Below are 16,472 nucleotides of genomic sequence, written 5' to 3'. Positions count from 1 at the left end.
GAGAACCTCCTTGGTAGCACTCTGAAACAAGCGTAGCAGAGTGCTACGAGCTTGGCTCGGCGCATCATCCTGCCGACAACCGCTTGGCGATCTCGCCGTACCGCTCGAGCCGTCCGGGCCCGCTGAGCGCGTTGTAGAGCACGAGGCGGGTGGCGATTCCTCCGTATTTGGCGGTCAACGCATCCGCCAGTCCATCCCACGTGGATTCGGTGGCGAAGGCGGCGATGTGCTCATCGGTGATCTGGGCTGCCATGCCGGCGATATCACCGGCTTTCTGCTTCTCCCGAAGTCGGGCGGTCGTGCCCTCGAAGCCGGCCTCGTCCCAGATGAAGGCGTAGTTCGGTGTGCTCCCGTAGAAGCTCATGCTGGTCCGCACGAACTCGCGCTCGGTGGCGCGTTCCTCGTCGCTGTCGCCGACGATCGTCATGACGGGGATGATCTTGGCGATGTCGGCGGCGGAGCGGCCGGACCTGGCCGCGCCGGCGGCCAGGTTGGGAAGTACGTGCCGCGCGATGTAGCCCGGCTCACCGATCGGATGGACGTGCACGCCGTCGGCGACTTCACCGGCCATGCGAAGCATCCACGGATTCACCGCGGCGATGTCGACTTTGGGATCGGCAGCATCGATCGGCCCGGGGTTCCACTGCGGAGTGATGAAGTCGAGATCGTAGAACTCGCCGTGATGCTCGAGCTTGCCGGTGCGGAAAGCAGCGAAGCATGCCTTGACCGCCAAGACGTAGTCGCGCAGGCGCGGACCCGGCTGTTCGAAGGCCATTCCGTAGCGGCGCACGACATGCGTGCGTACCTGGGTTCCGATACCGAGCCGGAATTTGCCGCCGGTGGCTTCCTGGAGCTCCCACGCCGACGCCGCCGTGACAAACGGGCTTCGCGGAAAGGCAACGGCCACACCGGTCGACAGCTCTAGGCCCGGTGCGGACTGCGAGGCGACTGCCGCGTTGAGATACGCGGTCCGGCCCGTCTCGGTGAGCAGGAGTCCGGAGAATCCGGCGGACTTGGTACGGCGGGCAAGGTCACCTATTCGAGACAGCGGCTGGGGAACGGTCATCACGTCGACGTACACGTGGGCAGCGTACGTGAGTATGCGTGCCGGGAACTCGTAATGCCTTAGAAGTCAACCATTTCACGCTGTCGGCCGCGGGCCTAGACTTGTTGACATCGGGGCAACCGGCGTCGTTACGACAAGCGCCAGGACCAGAGCTAGTTGCGACTGAAGGAGGGGAACCATGGTCAGGATTCATACGGTGGTGCCGGGGGAAACGCTGTCAGCGTTGGCATTGCGGTTCTACGGGGATGCCGAGCGGTACCGGCTGATCGCCGCGGCCAGCGGGGTGCCGGATCCCAACGTCATCCAAGTGGGGCAACGGCTGCTCTTTCCCGACTATGCGCGATACACCGTGGCCGCGGGGGATACGTTGCCTGCTCTGGCGTCGCGCTTCTATGGGCAGGCCGATCTGTCGCGGTTGATCGCCGCCGCCAATGGCATCGCCCCGGATGCCGGTATCGATCCCGGCCGGCAACTGATCATCCCGGAACTCAGGAAGTACCAGGTTGCTCCGGGAGATACGTTGTCGGCGTTGGCATCACGCTTCTACGGGGACGCTACGTTCTATCCACCGATCGCTGGCGTGAACGGCATCTCCGACCCGGGCGCGATCAGCCCCGGGCAGACGCTGGTGATATTCACCGGGCGCGGCGACGGCTTCGGTCTGCGGATCGTGGATCGCAGCGAGAACGATCCTCGCCTGTGGTACTACCGATTCCAGACCGCGGCCATCGGTTGGAACCCCGGCGTCAACGTCCTGCTTCCCGACGATTACCACACCAGCGGGCGGACCTATCCGGTGCTCTACATGTTCCACGGCGGCAACGACGATTTCCGCTCGTTCGACTTCATGGGCATCCGTGACTGGACCGCCGGAAAGCCGATCATCGTCGTGATGCCCGACGGTGGGCATGCCGGCTGGTACTCCAACCCGGTCACTTCATTCGTGGGACCGCGAAACTGGGAGACGTTCCACATCGCCCAGCTGTTGCCCTGGATCGAGGCGAACTTCCGGACGTACGCCGAGTACGACGGCCGAGCGGTCGGCGGATTCTCGATGGGCGGCTTCGGTGCGCTGAAGTACGCGGCCAAGTACTACGGCCACTTCGCCTCGGTCAGTGCCCATTCGGGCCCGGCGAGCCTGCGCCGCGATTTCGGCCTCGTCGTGCACTGGGCGAACATCACGTCGGCAGTTCTGGATCTGGCCGGTGGAACGGTGTACGGCGCGCCGCTCTGGGACCAGGCCAGGGTCAGCGCCGACAACCCGGTCGAGCGGATCGAGAGCTACCGCAACAAGCGGGTGTTCCTCGTCGCGGGCACCAGTCCGGACCCGATCAACTGGTTCGACAGCGCCAACGAGACGGAGGTGCTCGCCGGCCAGCGCGAGTTCCGGGGGCTGCTCGACCACGCCGGGATCCCGTACGAAGCGCACGAGGTGCCTGGGGGCCACGTCTTCCGTCCCGACATGTTCGCTGTCGACCTCGACGGCATCATCGCCCGGCTGCGGCCTGCCGCCGTCGCAGCCAGCGCGATGTAACAACAGCCACATCAATCCCATCAGTCACATTTGCAACAGAATTCAATTCTTTCACTGCTATCGCATTGGAAACTGAATTCACAATAGGCTGCAAATTTCACACCGCCGATGGCCAACTCTGTGAGGCGGAACGCGAACCCGCGCGGGCTGCCGATCTTGCACGGAGATGCGTGTGAACTGCGGTTTCAGGGTCGGAAAGGGGGATCGGGTTGTTCCCATCGGCCACACACGGCCCATAACTATTAAATAAACTCAAAGAAGATAATTAGACTCTCTAGCACGGGTATTTTACTTTCGCCCCATCGGTAAACTCTGTATCACGATGGGCTGAAAATGGTCTGTCGCCCCGCCATTACCGGCGTGCACGCAGTGCACACCGCCATGAAGGGATCGACATGCGCGTGCGCAAGGTCGTCACCGTATTCGGGTTCGTCGGTGCGATCGCCCTGGCTCAATTAGTCGTCGCAGTTCCGAACGCCGGCGCCGAACCGAACTGGGACGCGATGGCTCAGTGCGAATCGGGCGGAAATTGGGCGGCGGACACCGGCAACGGCTTCTACGGCGGGTTGCAGTTCACCCCGGCCACATGGTCCTCGAACGGGGGAATCGGGTCGCCCGCCGCGGCGAGTCGCGAGGAGCAGATCCGGGTGGCACGCAACGTGATGCAGACCCAAGGCCTTGGCGCCTGGCCGGTGTGTGGCGGCCCGGTCGGCCAGGCCTCGGGGGCCTGTCGTCAGGTGATGGTCTGGATCCCCCTGAGGAACCTGCCGCGGCTGTGCACCTTGGTGCTCAATCCGCTGGGCTGAGGCCAATATTCGGGCAAATCTCGCGGCGCTCCGCCTCGCCGACCGGATCGGGTTCACCCGAGTCGGCGCATTCGAGCAATTCAAAGTCGGGCAGGTGCTGGCCACCGCTCGGCTGGGGGCCTTCCTGCGGCACTAGCGCTTTCACGCTTCGAGAAAGTCTTGGGCAGCACCGAGCCAACTCTCAGCAAAGCCTCAGTAGCGCACTGCACCATCTAGGTAGGCGCCGGCACGGCGCATGTATGTCGGTGTCGCAAAGGAAGAAGCATCACGAATGAATCAATGGTCTGGGATGTCACCGCAGAGTAGTAACCCTCAGTGGGACGCCAAACAGGCGGCAGATCAAAGAAATACAACTTCAAGCCCGTGGAGCCGGACCGGATATCAGCATCCGTCCCCGCCGTATGGCCTGCATCCCGAGATGATCAACAGTTTCGATGCCCCTCCGGTGCAAGACGTTTCGCAGCCAAAGAAGAAGTCCCGCGTCGGTGTACTGGTTGCCGGCACGGCCGCGGTGGCGATGGCCACCGGTGCCGTCGCAGCGGTCGCCGTGGTGGACCAGTCCGGAAAGCCCGCGACTGTCGCGCAGGCGCCGGCCGCTGACCACGCCCGCATCCCATCGCCTGCCGCCGGATCCGTTCCGGTGCAGCCGAAGGCATCCGCACCTGCCGGGTCGGTCGAACAGGTTTCCGCCAAGGTGCTGCCCAGCGTGGTGAAGCTGCAGATCGAGACCGGGCAGGGACGTGAGGAGGGATCCGGAATCGTCCTCAGCGAGGACGGCCTGATCCTCACCAACAACCATGTCGTGGCGGCCGCCGCCCGCGGCACCGGTAGCCAGGGGCCGTTGGCTGCCGAGGAGTCGCCGGGCGGGCAATTCCCCGGCTTGCCGCGTGGGATGTACCCGGGTGGACAGTTCCCCGGTGACGACCAGTATTCGCCGGATGGACCGTCGGCCAGGAATTCTGGTCGGGCCGGTGGCGCGATGCGGGCGACTGTCACCATGTCGGATGGACGCACGGTGCCGTTCACCGTCGTCGGGACAGACCCCGACGACGACATCGCGGTGGTGAAAGCGCAGAACGTGTCCGGGCTGACGCCGATTGCCATCGGTTCCTCGAAGGATCTGAAGGTGGGGCAGAATGTCGTCGCCGTGGGCTCGCCGTTGGGCCTGCAGGGGACGGTGACCACCGGCATCATCAGCGCGCTCGATCGTCCCGTTGCCACCGGCGATGAGCAGAGCGGCCAACACTCGGTGATGAGCGCCATCCAGACCGACGCTGCGATCAATCCGGGTAACTCGGGCGGTGCACTGGTCGACATGAACGGTGACCTGATCGGGGTCAACTCGGCGATCGCATCGTTGGGCGGCGGCCAGGGTTCGCAGGGCGGTGGACAGGCCGGTTCGATCGGTCTGGGCTTCGCGATCCCGGTGGATCAGGCCAAACGCATCGCCGACGAACTGGTTTCGACCGGAACTGTCCAGCACGCCTCGCTGGGTGTCCAGCTCTCCGGTAGCGATTCGAACGGCGCAGCGGTCGCCGGTGTGGTCGCCGGGGGTCCGGCAGCCGTCGCCGGCCTGCCCGATGGTGCGGTGATCACCAAGGTCGACAATCAGGTGATCGACGGTGCCGATGCCCTGGTCGCTGCCGTGCGATCCAAGGCGCCGGGGGACACCGTGACCCTGACCTACGAGGACCCGTCGGGCGCTTCGCGCACCGTCGACGTCACCCTCGGGCAGGTCCAGGCGTAGCGCAGAAGCAGTCAGTGGGCCCCAGCGGATGTTTCCGGGCTGGGGCCCACCGCTGTGTCGCTGTCAGTGCAGGCTAGGTGGACCGAGAAATTCGGATGACCGCGTCGCGGGCCGTGTGTGACGATTCCCGGATGCCCAGCACACTCATCGAGGTACGGCGGCCCTACTGCCAGTCCGAAGAGGTGGCGATCATCGACGCCGTGCACGACGCACTTGTGGTCGCCTTCCAGATCCCGGCGAGCGACAAGCATGTACGCCTGATATCCCATGAGCCGCATCGGTTCTCGCATTCACCGGGCCTGGCGCAACCGGAGCTGTACACCCTGGTGACGATCGACTGTTTTTCTGGTCGGTCGGTGGACGCCAAACGAGATCTCTACCGGCAGATCGTCAATCGTCTGGAGGAGCTGGGCATCCCACCGAACCATGTCACCATCCTCGTACGCGACAGCCCGCTGCAGAACTGGGGTATTCGTGGCGGACAGGCCGCCTGCGATATCGACCTGGGTTTCAACGTGAACGTGTGATCGGCTCCTGGCGGCCCCCATCGCGTCCCACACCGGGCACGAATCGTCCGACGGCGACGCAGTAGTCACGATGGGCCTGACCGTGGGTCCGCCTCAGGTAGGGCTCTTCCACGACACGGACCTGCAGTTCGACGGTGGTCGACAACACGACGAAAGCCAAGAGCGCCACTGGGTTCGGTGTCATCAGCGTGACGCCGCCGGCGAAGACCAGCATGGCGGTGAAGATAGGGTTGCGGACCAATCCGAATACTCCGTTGCGCACGAGTGTTGTTGTCTCGCTGGGATCGACCCCGATACGCCAGGATTCTCCCATGTCCAGTTGGGCGTAGACGGTGGCGACGATTCCGGCACCGGCGAGCACCGTACCCAGCGACTGGATCCATGAAGCCTGCAGGAAGGCGATCGGTGCGGTCAGTCCGAGATATTGCAGCACCGGCGCGGCCACGCCGACGATGATCGACACGATGAAGCCGACACCGGCCAACCATTCCAGCGAGCCCGGCCGTCCGTTGATGCCACGAAATCCCGTCGACCCCGTGTGTCGGTAGTGGACCCAACTACGCCAACCGAATCCCATTACCGCGAAGATCAGGTAGAGAATCAATGCGGTCACGGCCATGTTCATCTCCTCGGTTATCGGTCTCCACAGCAGGTTTCGCCGCGCCAGGCCTCGCGTCCTTCGTTGACGGCAACGCCGGCGAGTATGAGTGCGGCGATCGGATCGGCCCAGCTCCAGCCGAGCAGGCTGTTGAGGACCAGTCCGGCGAGGACCACCGCGGACAGATAGGTGCACAGCAGCGTCTGCTTGGAGTCAGCCACGGCTGAGCGGGAACCGAGTTCACGGCCGGTGCGGCGCTGGGCCCAGGACAGCAGCGGCATGATGACCAGGCTGGCGGTGGTCAATCCGATGCCGATCGCCGAATGTCCGGCTTCGGCTGCCCCGCTGAGCGATCGGATCGATTCGACGGTGACGTAGCCCGCGAGTGCGAAGAACGACACCGCAATGATCCGCAGTGCGATCTTCTCGCGTGCCTCCGGTTCCGGGCCGGAGAACTGCCAGGCGACGGCGGCAGCCGAGGACACCTCGATCACGGAGTCGAGTCCGAAGCCGATCAGTGCGGTCGACGACACTCTGGTGCCCTCGCCGATCGCGACGATCGCCTCGATCACGTTGTAGGTGATGGTTGCGGCGACGAACCATCGGATCCGCCGGTGGAGCAACGCCCGTCTCGCGGGGGCCAGGGGAGCGGGAACCGGGGCATCGGCTGCCATCAGCAGCAACCATCCGAAGCCGCGTCGGGGCACTGCTCGGGGTCGCCGGCCAGCACCACGTGCAGCAGATCGTTCAGTGCGTGGGCGAGTTTGGGATCCGCGAGTTCATAGCGGGTTCGCCGGCCTTCCGGGACAGCCACGACCAGTCCGCAACCACGAAGGCAGGCAAGGTGATTGGACATGCTCTGCCGAGAGACGCCCGCCGCCTCGGCCAGGTCGGCCGGATATCCCGGGGCGTCCTTGAGTGCGAGCAGGATCTTGGACCGGGTCTGATCCGACAGGGCATGACCGAACCGGGCCAGCACCGCCACCTGCGTCAGCGTCTCCATGGGCCAACAGTACATCAGTTCCTGAATTCAGAAATTGCTGAACTGAGAATGTGGGGTAGCCACATACTCGTGGCGACGCCCGACGCCCGGCGCATGCTGGCCCTGAATGGTTCACGCCGTTCATCGAAGGGAGCTTGCGATGCCGGTCAACGACTTGGATATGTTGCTCGTCCACCGCGTGTTTCGTCGCGAGCTCGATGACCTGGCGTGGCTGATCGCCAGGGTGCAGCCCGGCGACAACCGTCGTGCGCGGGTAGTCGGTAGCCACCTGCAATTCATAACAGAAGCACTGCATCACCACCACGCGGCCGAGGACGAGCTGGTCTGGCCGATCGTCTCGGCCAGGGCGTCGGATCGGAAATCGGACATCGAGCAAATGCAAGCGCAGCACGGGCAGATCGCAACGGCGCTGCAGGAGGTGCACGCAGCTCGTGTGGCGTGGACGAAGTTCGTGCAGCGATCGACGACGGCCCGGATGAGGGAGGCCTTCGCCCAGCTGTCCGAACTGGTCTTGGTCCACCTGGACGATGAAGAACGTGACGCGTTGCCGGTGATCGTCGAGTATCTGACACCGAGGGAGTGGGGAATCGCAGTCAAGCGGGGAGCGTCGTTCTTGGCCAAGCATCCACGGTGGGGCGTCCTCCTCGGCGGTCTGGTGCTGGATTACGCCTCCCCCGAAGAGGGCCGCTCCTTCCTGATGGGAGTGCCACTGCCGCAAAGGTTTTTGGTCGAAGCGCTGGGACCGCGGTCACTGGCGGCATACCGCAGGAAGTTGTACGACGTGTGATGCGACTAGATGGCTCCGGGCGTGCCGGGCGGGCTCATCGACCCGTCGACGTTCGGCACCATTGCCGGGGCCGGAATGCCTCCCTCCGCGGCGTTGTCTCCTGGTATCCCGTCGTCTGGCGTCTGGTCGTACATGCCTCCCCAGCAGGCGGGATTCCATCCCTCGGTGGCGCACGCCGGATCATCCGGGTTGTTGGGGGAATCGAGAGCGGCGGGTGTGCGGGGTGCTGCCGAGGCGACCGACACCGGAGTGACCGCGCCCAGCACTGCAATCCCCGAGATTGCCGCCACCGCTGATCTCGTCAGCAGGCATCGCACCTCAGAAGTCATCAACGAACGCATCTTCCGCTCCTTCGTTCCGGCTGAACACGGCGGCTCGACGTTTGCCGACGTCGCGCCGTTACGGCCATGCTCGCAGTTCCGCACCTGCTGCGGGTGGAAACTGCGACTTCGCTGACAGAAACTTCAACGCCGCCTTGAAGTTTGACGTGCATGTCAAAAATTGGGCGGCAGCGGTACTCCGCCGTCCGGAACGTGGATGGCCGGCGCTCTCCGTGGAGAACGCCGGCCGATCACGACCGGTAGCCGGTGACCCGATCAGTAATCCCAGGCGGCAGGGACACACCGGAAGACGTCGCCGGCGGTCGCCACGTGGCACACGGACGGGAACGGCAGGTGGGTGGCCACCAGTGCTTCTCCGGTCGCTGCCAACTCGCGCAGCAGCTCGATTCGGACGCGGGCCGCCTCTTCGGGGTCGTGTTCGAATCCGTTCTGCCACTCGGGGTTGTCGAACCCGGGGGCGAACACCGCGTCGCCGGCGAATGTCAGTTTCTCGCCGCCGGAATCCAGACGGACCACACTGTGACCGGGGGTATGACCGCCGGTGCGGGTGACGAGTACGCCCGGTGCCACCTCGTACTCCGTCTCGAATGTGCGTAGCTGGCCCCGGTAGTCGTCCAAGAACTGCGAGGCGACCCGCCGGAGCACATCCGGTATCGGCTGCGGCATGACAGTGCGGGAGAAATCAGGCTTCTCCCAGAACTCGGCCTCGGCAGCCGCGGCGTGGATCCGCAGATCGGGCCGCAGCCGTTCCTTCACTCCTTCGGTGATCAGGCCACCCACGTGGTCCATGTGCATGTGGGTGAGCACGACGTCGGTCACCGAACCGAGATCCACACCGGCAGCCTCCAGTCGCTGGACCGTCTGGCCGGCCCGGGGGAAGTCCGGGAACTCCAGGCCGAGCCCGGCGTCGACGAGGATGGTCCGATCGCCACTACGGACGACCACGATGTTCAGTGGCCAGTCGATCACCTCGGGCGGCAGGAAATTGTCACCCAGCCAGACTGCCAGGTCGGTCGGGTCGGCGTTGGTGGCCAACGTCGAGGTCGTAATGGGCAGCACTCCGTCGCTGATCACCAGAACCTCGATGTCGCCGACCTGTACCGCGTAGCGCGACGGAACCAACTCGTCGACCGGACTGCCCACCCGTGCACTGCTGTCCAAACTCATACTGTTCCTCCTGAGGGCCGCACTGAAGACATGTCGAATGACCTGTCTTTCTCGTGGGAACGCCCTCGAGCCATCGGAACTATCCAGCGATCGAGCTCGGCAGGTGGCTAGGGTCGGTTGATGGCCTCCGTCAAGCAATTCCAAGTCACTTTCGATTGCGCAGATCCCGAGCGCGTAGGTCGCTTCTGGTGCCAGGTGCTGGGCTATGTGGTGCCGCCGGCGCCGCCGGGGTTCGACACCTGGGCGGATTTCGATCGATCCCTCAGTCCGGAGCGCCAGGGATCGGCGTTCGCCTGCATCGATCCCTCGGGTCTCGGCCCGAGACTGTATTTTCAGCGCGTACCGGAAGGCAAGGCCGTCAAGAATCGAGTGCACCTCGACGTCCGGGTGGGCGGCGAACTCGTCGGTTCAGAACGCCTCGCGACTCTGGAAGCCGAGTGTGCGCGCTTGGTGGCGCTCGGGGCCGTGCAGGTGCGGGTGTTGCCCGCGGACGGCATCGAGGAGTCCTGCATCGTGATGCAGGACATCGAGGGCAACGAGTTCTGCCTCGACTGAGGTACGCCGCCTGCAGGAACCCAACCCCGGTTCAGTTCAAGAAGTTTCGGTGGTGCCGCGGTCAGAGCGGGCCTGATCGATCTGCTCGCGAAGGATATCGCCGTGGCCGGCATGCCTGGCGAACTCTTCGATCATGGCGAGCAGGGTCCACCGCATGCTCACCTTTCCCTCTGCGGGTATGTCTATCGTGGCGTCGAGGTCGAAGCGGGAGGCGATCTCGCGGGATTGTTGACTGGCGCGCTCGAATTCGGCGATCACGTCGGCGAGCGACTCGTCATCGGCAACGGAGAACGTACCCTCGTCTCGCCTCGAGTATCCGTCGCATGCGGATTCATCGAGGCCGCCCCAGAAACGTTGGAACCAAATCCGTTCCGCGGCCGCTGCGTGCTTGATCAACGAGATCGGCGTCGTCAGCGATGTCACGAGGTGTCGGCGCGCGTCTGGCTCAGTCAGCCCGAGTACGGTCGCGATCAGTGCTTCACGGTTTCGGTCGAGTGTGTTCTCGATGAGTGTGCGCTCGGTTCCGTTGGTGATTCGGTTGGTGCCCATACGTTTACTCCGTTTCTGTGGTGCGGGTGCAGTCATGGTTCAAGTGCCGTTCGCCCAGGCAGGTGTCGAGCGTCCGCGACCGGGCGGACGGGAACGCCGAGCTTGTGCGTGGCACCACCGCACGAAACAGGGAGGATCAGCGGTGTGGTCGCTACAACCGGCTGACCGCAAACTGCGCGGCCTGGTCGACCATGCCGTTCGCGGTGTACGAGTTGTGCGCGCCGGTGGGCGGTCCTGGCGCTGCACCATTACACACGCTGTCGCCGGTGGCGCACAGATCGATGGTCTTGGGCGCATACAGCGGTCCGATGGTGATTCGCGGCGCCCCGGCGTCGGTGAGGAACTCGTTTGACGGTTTCCCGAACAGCGCCACGGCGGCCACGTGCGAGGCAATCTCGGGTGGCATCGGCGGCGGCACGAAGGCGGCTGGGACGCCCTCGGGGATGTCGGCAGCTGTGGTGAATGCCGCCACTGCCGCGCCCTGGGAGAACCCGCCGAGCACCATCTTGGTGGTGGGGCAGTCGGCGGCGACGGCCTGAATGTGAGTGGTGGCGTCCCTGATGCCGTCGATCACAGTGAGGGCAAACTGAATGCCATCGGCGAAATCGGCACTGGCCTGGTAATTCACCGGGTACTCAGCGACCGACTTCGCGCCGGCCTTGGCGCGGAGGGCATCGACGAACGCCTGCCCGATGCCGCCGGCACCCGGCGGCTCTCCGGTCCCGCGGGCGAACACCACCTCGGCGTCCGGGCATGGGGCCGCGTTGGCAACGGGCGCGGCGGCGCTCACCAGTGCCAGCGCGGTGAATGTGGCCGTGACCAGCCCCGCGGGCCCGTAGATCTTCCGGCGGTTGCGCACCGCGGGAGTTCGGTGGCGATGGATTGCGTGCATAGGAGAACCTTCGCGTCGGGAGAGGACGGCCGATTGTCCGAACTCGATGGTACGTAACGTGGACGCGCGCGAAAACCGTTGGACGGGGTCGCAGTCGCATTGATAACGTGCCTGCGACCGTGACGGCACGCGAGGAGGTGAGACCCATGGACGCTGTAACCCTGTGGGTGCTCCCACTCGTGTTCACGGTCGGGCGATCGAGGTAGGTGTCGCCGGGAGCGCCTGAACATCGGCACTTCCGAAAGGCATCACATCATGCATTTCACCTCTGAGACGTCGTCGAACGGCGTCATCGAACGCACCTTCACCCTGGGCGACATCACCGGTGTGCTCTGGTCACCGGAAACCGATTCCGACGGCGCTCCGGTACTGCTGGCCGGTCACCCCGGCGGCCTGGACAAGAGGGCCCCGGGGCACGTCGCCCGGGCCTACTCTTCGGTGCTCACGGATGGTTTTCACGTTGTCACGATCGACGCGCCCGGCCATGGCGAACGGCCACGCAGCGCAGCAGATGTTCGTCTGGTCGACGCCTTCCAGCAGGCGCGGGCAGAACGCAGCCCGTCGTTCGGTCGGCACCTCGCGGACTACTGCCACTCGGTGGCCGAACGCGCCGTCTCCGAATGGCAGGCCACGATCGATGCAGTCCATACCCTTCCAGAGATCGACCCACGAGCGCCGATCGGCTACTCCGGCATGACACTGGCGAGCGCGGTCGGAATACCGCTGGTCGCGGTTGAATCCAGGATCACCGCCGCGCTCTTCGGCGCGGTAGTCGAACATCCTGAGCTACTGGAGGCGGCGAAGCAGGTGACCATCCCTGTCGAGTACCTGCTCCCGTGGGACGACGAGGAGATCCCACGGGGATTTGGCCTCGAGCTGTTCGGTGCCTTCGCCTCGGAAGACAAAGTGCTGCATGCCTTTCCAGGACGGCATCACCCGGTGCCCGCCGATGGCCGGATCGATACCCGGTTCTTTCCCAGGCATCTCGGGCGCGCGTCCAGCACCGTGCCGGGTTGACGGGGCGGCAGAAGATATGGTTCACGACGCATGAAACACAGGCGGTGAGTGAGAGGTTGGATATGTGGAGTACCCGAGTTGAGCAACCAGAGGATGTCGAGCGCATCCACGCCGTGAATGCGGCAGCTTTTCCCACCGCGCTGGAAGCGAACCTCGTCGACGCGCTCCGAGAAGACCCGACCGCCTGGATCGACGGACTGTCCGTCGTCAGCTGCGACATGAACGGTGAGATTGCGGGATTTGCGTTGCTCACGCGATGCGCCGTCGACGGTCATCCCGCCCTCGCACTCGGGCCCTGCGCGGTCGTGCCCGATCTCCAGCGAAGTGGCGCTGGGTCGGCGGCGATTCGCGCAGGGTTGGAGCGGGCGCGCCAACTGGGGGAGAACCTGGTTGTTGTGCTGGGTCACGCTGAGTACTACCCGCGGTTCGGGTTCAGCCCGGCATCGCGGCTCGGTATCACTGCGCCGTTCGAGGCACCGGACGACAACTTCCTGGCCCTGACGCTCAATCCTGATGCGGCGGTACCCCGCGGTGAGGTTGCGTATGCGAAAGCTTTCGGCGTCTGACGCCCGACGGCCACCGTTACTCGCCCGTTAGTCGAATCAGCTGCGATTCTGCCTGCGCCACAGCTGCTTCGGCGTTTCGTACTCGATTCTGCAGCTCATCGGCGGATTGTTGCGCGAGGTCGAGTTGCGCTTCCGCTGCCTCGAGGTCGCGCTGTGCGGCCGTGAGCGTCTCGAGGACTTTCTCGTAGCGCCGGCGTGCGGTTTCGACCTTGCGCCGGCGTTCCTTCAACGCTGCGAGAGCATCGTCGTTTGCGGCGCGGGCCTCGCCCAGTTCGGATGCGGTGGCGTCACGGCGGCGCCGGGCCGTCTCAACCGCAGCAGTGTCCTCGTCGGACTGCTTCTCGCGCGGCGTCGGTGGTGGTGGGGTGGGTCCCGGCGAGGATCCTGTGTCGGGCCGGGAACGCGTGATCACAACGGACGATGCTCCGAAGTCGCCGAACCCTGACCACTCTTCCGCTCTGGACAGCCGGCCCAGACGCGCAGCGACCTCGGGATCGGCGATTGCTGCCTGAAGTGTGCCGGTGACGTCGTCGCGCAATGCTGCTGTCGGATCGGGCAGTTCGGCCGCCGCGAATCCGGCGCGGATCAGGTCCTGCACGAGGGTTCGCTGCGTCGCCGACAGCTCACGGATGCGTTGACCATCCATGGCCGCGTGTGCGGCGCGCAGCGCTTCGTGCAGGTTGGTCAATTTTGGGCGGACTGTCGCGTCGGTCAGTGCGAGCAGGTTCACCACCCACGCAGCCGTCGTCGGCCGACGGGCTGAGGCGATCGCCTTGGCCGCCGATGCATCTCCACGCTTCTTTGCCGCTGCCGCGAGCTCATTGCGCCGGGCGGTGAACTCTTCGGGCCGCATGCCGTAGAGCGAGTCGAGGTCGTCATCGACGGTCAACGCAGCCTCACAGCGGCGCAAGTCCATTGTCCGGCAGTCACACTCGCCCCCCGAATGCGCGGAGTTCCTGCACCGTTGCGCTGGGCCCGGCCATGGTGATCTCGCCTGCTGCTCGTCGACCCGACAGCCACCGGACCAGATCTGGGGCAGAGCCACCGAGGATCACTTCCGGTCCCGACGTCGGTCCGACTGACCACTGCCGGCGGCCGTCGCTCATGCTGACCGTTACCCGAACTCCCGCAGGCAGTTTCTTGACCTGGTATCGCAGTACCAGTGGAATGGCCTCCGTCAGCGTCACCGGCGCGGCGTGGGCGTCGTTGTCGAAACCGACGAGATCCTCGTGATGCGTCCAGTATTCGAACAGAGCCAGCGGCGCCACCGTCGGTTGCAGCAGCAGCCGCGGCATCGGCCGACGCAACCGATCGATCACTGCCGCGAAGCCGTGTCGCTGTTCCCGGCGAAGCGCAATGTCGACCATCTTCGGTGTACCGGACACCGAAACACCACGCGTCACCAGGGATCGAGCAATGAAGGTCGTCACACCTCCGTAGCGTTCTTCACCAGCCAGATGGGCCGCAAGGTGCAGCGCCGTCCACCCGCCACACGCGGTAGGGGCTGACGGGCCCAACTCGACCAACGACTTCGTCAATGCTGCGCGTTCGGCCTTGACGTCCTCTGCGATCGTCATGACCAAAAGTGTTACCGCAGGGCGACGTCGGCGGTCACCTTTCCGCCGATTTCACCGATGGGTGGTCAGCCTTTCCAAACCACCTTGTCGGTACCACCCGCGTCCCGATAGACCACGCTGTCGGGCGCGGTGCCACCGCGTACGTCAAAGTAGACCCGCCCGGTCGTTTGAGACCCCGGTGCGATCGGTTGGTTGGCAAGGCCGTCCGTCTGGTTGCCCTTCATGTCCGCGTAGGTGGAGCTGTTGACAGCCCGAGCGTTGAAATCGGAAATGTTCGGCGTCGGGGAGCCGCTGACGGCCTCGGCCGTCACATCGGCATACCAGATCCCGTCGTTATGACCGCTGGGCTGCAAGTTGCTCACGGTGTAGTCGATGGCGCCACCTGGACTGGGAACTTCTGCGGTTTGGCCGAACTGGAGCGTTTCCGGATCTGCGTATGCCGGAGTCGCTGCCACCATTCCGGCTGCCGCGATCCCGGCCGCAGCTGCCATCGTCTTCATTGCGATCTGCGAGAATGCCACGGTGGGCTCCCTCCGCCGTATTCCTGTTGTGTGCAGGAGTAATTACCTTCTTCTTCATCCGAGGGGTATCCAAACTCAGGTCCCTCAAACGTGCGACCTGCTATTGGTGGCTCGTGTTCGTGCGAAGGTACTCGTATGACAGCGTTTGTCATCGATGCCCCGGTCGCCGTCAAGCTCGCCGCGGATGGAGCCTCGATTCCGCCGGAGCACAGCCTGGTGGCGCCCACGCTCTTGCGTTCGCAGGCACTTGCCCTGGTGTACGAGTCGGTGCGACGCGGCGAGATCGACGACGCGGGCGCCCGCAAGGTCCTCGACGGTATTCGCGGGCTGCGGATCCGACTCCTGGGCGACCGGGTACTACAGGACCGCGCTTGGCGAATAGCCGCCCAGTTGGACTGGCCGGACACCTACCAGGCCGAGTACATCGCACTGACCCAACTGCAGGCGGACGCGCTGGCCACCGCGGACAGGAAACTCGCCGATGCGGCGCGCGCGTTCGTCGAAACCGTTTCTCCAGCAGAGATTTTGCGGCCATAGCGTGCTGTCCATGCCGCGTTTGTAACCGAGTGGCGGCGAAACTCGAATTTCTCCGCCACCACGTTACGTACGTGAGGGTTCGGTGGCCGGGAGGCGGGCAGGTCTCGCCTCTGGTCACTTGGTGATGTGCAGCCGGAGTTCACGTCTACTTCAGGACGATGACCACGGCGTAACCGTCATGGTCACCGGTTGTCGTGGTGGCGGTGTTGTACGAGTTGTCCAACGCCACCATCCCGCCATAGGTCGCCCGGCCGCTGGCGAGCAGCCGAAGCGCGAGCGCATTTCGGGCGAGGTTGGACGAGACGTACGCATGCCTGGGTAACAGGTCGTAGATGACGAACTGTTCGGTGCTGAACGAGCCACTCCAGACGTACCCCGCGCTGGTCTCCACGGGGTCGGGCCCGAAGATTCGGCCGTGGTTGTTGGGGAACAGGAAGAAGTTGTCCGAGTAGCCCAGCAAGGGGCCAGTGGGCTGCTGCCCATAGGTCACATCGTCGATCGTGCCTTGGAACCCGGTGCTGTGGATGGGCTGGGCGGAGTAGCCGGACCAGAACATCGCCGTGTTGAGCTTGTAGGCGGCCTCAGCTGCGGACGTCGACGTCGGGTCGACGATGATGACGTTGACCGGCTCCAGCACCGTCCTGCCCTGGTACGGCAGTCCACCGTAATCGGATATCTGCCC

20 protein-coding genes and 1 pseudogene are annotated in these 16,472 nt (G+C 64.8%); 9 read left to right on the top strand and 12 right to left on the bottom strand.

Features of this window, described 5'->3' with window-relative positions:
- Positions 1-64: 64 nt before the first annotated feature.
- On the bottom strand, positions 65-1,081 hold the full coding sequence (locus A5779_RS20985) for a TIGR03617 family F420-dependent LLM class oxidoreductase (protein WP_064885254.1): 1,017 nt from the start codon (positions 1,079-1,081) through the stop codon (positions 65-67).
- A gap of 163 nt (positions 1,082-1,244) precedes the next feature.
- On the opposite strand from A5779_RS20985, the gene A5779_RS20980 reads away from it, so the two are divergent.
- The 4 genes from A5779_RS20980 (at position 1,245) to A5779_RS20965 (ending at position 5,680) form a co-directional block, all read left to right on the top strand.
- Positions 1,245-2,600: an alpha/beta hydrolase-fold protein gene (locus tag A5779_RS20980; protein ID WP_064885252.1), complete on the top strand. Its 1,356-nt coding sequence runs from the start codon at positions 1,245-1,247 to the stop codon at positions 2,598-2,600.
- A gap of 395 nt (positions 2,601-2,995) precedes the next feature.
- The gene (locus A5779_RS20975; protein ID WP_064885250.1) at positions 2,996-3,406 is read left to right on the top strand and encodes a transglycosylase family protein; all 411 of its coding nucleotides are present in this window, start codon (positions 2,996-2,998) and stop codon (positions 3,404-3,406) included.
- 490 nt (positions 3,407-3,896) lie between these two features.
- Positions 3,897-5,153 (top strand): S1C family serine protease, encoded by a 1,257-nt coding sequence (locus A5779_RS20970; RefSeq protein WP_413784928.1) that lies wholly within the window; start codon positions 3,897-3,899, stop codon positions 5,151-5,153.
- 131 nt (positions 5,154-5,284) lie between these two features.
- On the top strand, positions 5,285-5,680 hold the full coding sequence (locus A5779_RS20965; RefSeq protein WP_064885301.1) for a tautomerase family protein: 396 nt from the start codon (positions 5,285-5,287) through the stop codon (positions 5,678-5,680).
- On the opposite strand, the gene A5779_RS20960 is transcribed toward A5779_RS20965, so the two are convergent.
- From A5779_RS20960 to A5779_RS20950, 3 genes are read right to left on the bottom strand one after another with little or no spacing between them, the layout of a single operon-like run.
- Positions 5,664-6,299, bottom strand: a complete 636-nt coding sequence (locus tag A5779_RS20960) for a methyltransferase family protein (protein WP_064885299.1) — start codon at positions 6,297-6,299, stop codon at positions 5,664-5,666. The two genes, A5779_RS20965 and A5779_RS20960, sit on opposite strands and share 17 nt — an antisense overlap.
- A gap of 14 nt (positions 6,300-6,313) precedes the next feature.
- On the bottom strand, positions 6,314-6,952 hold the full coding sequence (locus A5779_RS20955) for a cation efflux transmembrane domain-containing protein (RefSeq protein ID WP_064885248.1): 639 nt from the start codon (positions 6,950-6,952) through the stop codon (positions 6,314-6,316).
- On the bottom strand, positions 6,952-7,281 hold the full coding sequence (locus A5779_RS20950; protein ID WP_110777558.1) for an ArsR/SmtB family transcription factor: 330 nt from the start codon (positions 7,279-7,281) through the stop codon (positions 6,952-6,954). The genes A5779_RS20955 and A5779_RS20950 overlap by 1 nt, the downstream gene beginning before the upstream one ends.
- A 139-nt stretch (positions 7,282-7,420) precedes the next feature.
- On the opposite strand from A5779_RS20950, the gene A5779_RS20945 reads away from it, so the two are divergent.
- Positions 7,421-8,068 (top strand): hemerythrin domain-containing protein, encoded by a 648-nt coding sequence (locus A5779_RS20945; RefSeq protein ID WP_064885244.1) that lies wholly within the window; start codon positions 7,421-7,423, stop codon positions 8,066-8,068.
- Between the two features lie 5 nt (positions 8,069-8,073).
- Here the strand turns inward: A5779_RS20945 and A5779_RS33890 are convergent, their stop codons facing one another.
- Entirely contained in the window at positions 8,074-8,409 is a 336-nt protein-coding gene (locus tag A5779_RS33890; protein ID WP_131811668.1) for a hypothetical protein, read from the bottom strand.
- A gap of 255 nt (positions 8,410-8,664) precedes the next feature.
- Positions 8,665-9,576, bottom strand: a complete 912-nt coding sequence (locus A5779_RS20935) for an MBL fold metallo-hydrolase (protein ID WP_064885241.1) — start codon at positions 9,574-9,576, stop codon at positions 8,665-8,667.
- 120 nt (positions 9,577-9,696) lie between these two features.
- On the opposite strand from A5779_RS20935, the gene A5779_RS20930 reads away from it, so the two are divergent.
- On the top strand, positions 9,697-10,131 hold the full coding sequence (locus A5779_RS20930) for a VOC family protein (RefSeq protein WP_064885239.1): 435 nt from the start codon (positions 9,697-9,699) through the stop codon (positions 10,129-10,131).
- Positions 10,132-10,167: 36 nt separating this feature from the next.
- Here A5779_RS20930 and A5779_RS20925 read toward each other — a convergent pair whose 3' ends face one another.
- Both A5779_RS20925 and A5779_RS20920 read right to left on the bottom strand, forming a co-directional pair.
- Entirely contained in the window at positions 10,168-10,680 is a 513-nt protein-coding gene (locus tag A5779_RS20925; RefSeq protein ID WP_064885237.1) for a DinB family protein, read from the bottom strand.
- 151 nt (positions 10,681-10,831) lie between these two features.
- Positions 10,832-11,572: a cutinase family protein gene (locus A5779_RS20920; RefSeq protein WP_082941781.1), complete on the bottom strand. Its 741-nt coding sequence runs from the start codon at positions 11,570-11,572 to the stop codon at positions 10,832-10,834.
- 255 nt (positions 11,573-11,827) lie between these two features.
- On the opposite strand from A5779_RS20920, the gene A5779_RS20915 reads away from it, so the two are divergent.
- Entirely contained in the window at positions 11,828-12,589 is a 762-nt protein-coding gene (locus A5779_RS20915) for an alpha/beta fold hydrolase (RefSeq protein WP_064885235.1), read from the top strand.
- A 62-nt stretch (positions 12,590-12,651) separates the two neighbouring features.
- Entirely contained in the window at positions 12,652-13,155 is a 504-nt protein-coding gene (locus tag A5779_RS20910) for a GNAT family N-acetyltransferase (RefSeq protein ID WP_064885233.1), read from the top strand.
- A gap of 16 nt (positions 13,156-13,171) precedes the next feature.
- Here the strand turns inward: A5779_RS20910 and A5779_RS20905 are convergent, their stop codons facing one another.
- The 3 genes from A5779_RS20905 to A5779_RS20895 all read right to left on the bottom strand — a co-directional run bounded on the left by A5779_RS20905 (position 13,172) and on the right by A5779_RS20895 (position 15,253).
- The gene (locus A5779_RS20905) at positions 13,172-14,071 is read right to left on the bottom strand and encodes a hypothetical protein (RefSeq protein ID WP_064885231.1); all 900 of its coding nucleotides are present in this window, start codon (positions 14,069-14,071) and stop codon (positions 13,172-13,174) included.
- A gap of 10 nt (positions 14,072-14,081) precedes the next feature.
- Positions 14,082-14,732, bottom strand: coding sequence for a maleylpyruvate isomerase family mycothiol-dependent enzyme (locus A5779_RS20900; protein ID WP_064885229.1), 651 nt, complete (start codon positions 14,730-14,732; stop codon positions 14,082-14,084).
- 65 nt (positions 14,733-14,797) lie between these two features.
- Positions 14,798-15,253 (bottom strand): DUF1942 domain-containing protein, encoded by a 456-nt coding sequence (locus A5779_RS20895; RefSeq protein WP_064885227.1) that lies wholly within the window; start codon positions 15,251-15,253, stop codon positions 14,798-14,800.
- Positions 15,254-15,388: 135 nt separating this feature from the next.
- On the opposite strand from A5779_RS20895, the gene A5779_RS20890 reads away from it, so the two are divergent.
- Complete coding sequence (locus tag A5779_RS20890) at positions 15,389-15,790, top strand: type II toxin-antitoxin system VapC family toxin (RefSeq protein ID WP_064885225.1); 402 nt, start codon at positions 15,389-15,391, stop codon at positions 15,788-15,790.
- A 145-nt stretch (positions 15,791-15,935) separates the two neighbouring features.
- On the opposite strand, the pseudogene A5779_RS34080 reads toward A5779_RS20890, so the two are convergent.
- Positions 15,936-16,472: pseudogene (locus A5779_RS34080) on the bottom strand (hypothetical protein); the annotation flags it as partial.

The organism is Mycolicibacterium peregrinum (genome assembly GCF_001665625.1).
GTDB lineage: Bacteria > Actinomycetota > Actinomycetes > Mycobacteriales > Mycobacteriaceae > Mycobacterium > Mycobacterium peregrinum_B.
The sequence above is the reverse complement of the archived record's forward strand: the minus strand, read 5'-3'. Positions and strand labels throughout refer to the sequence as shown.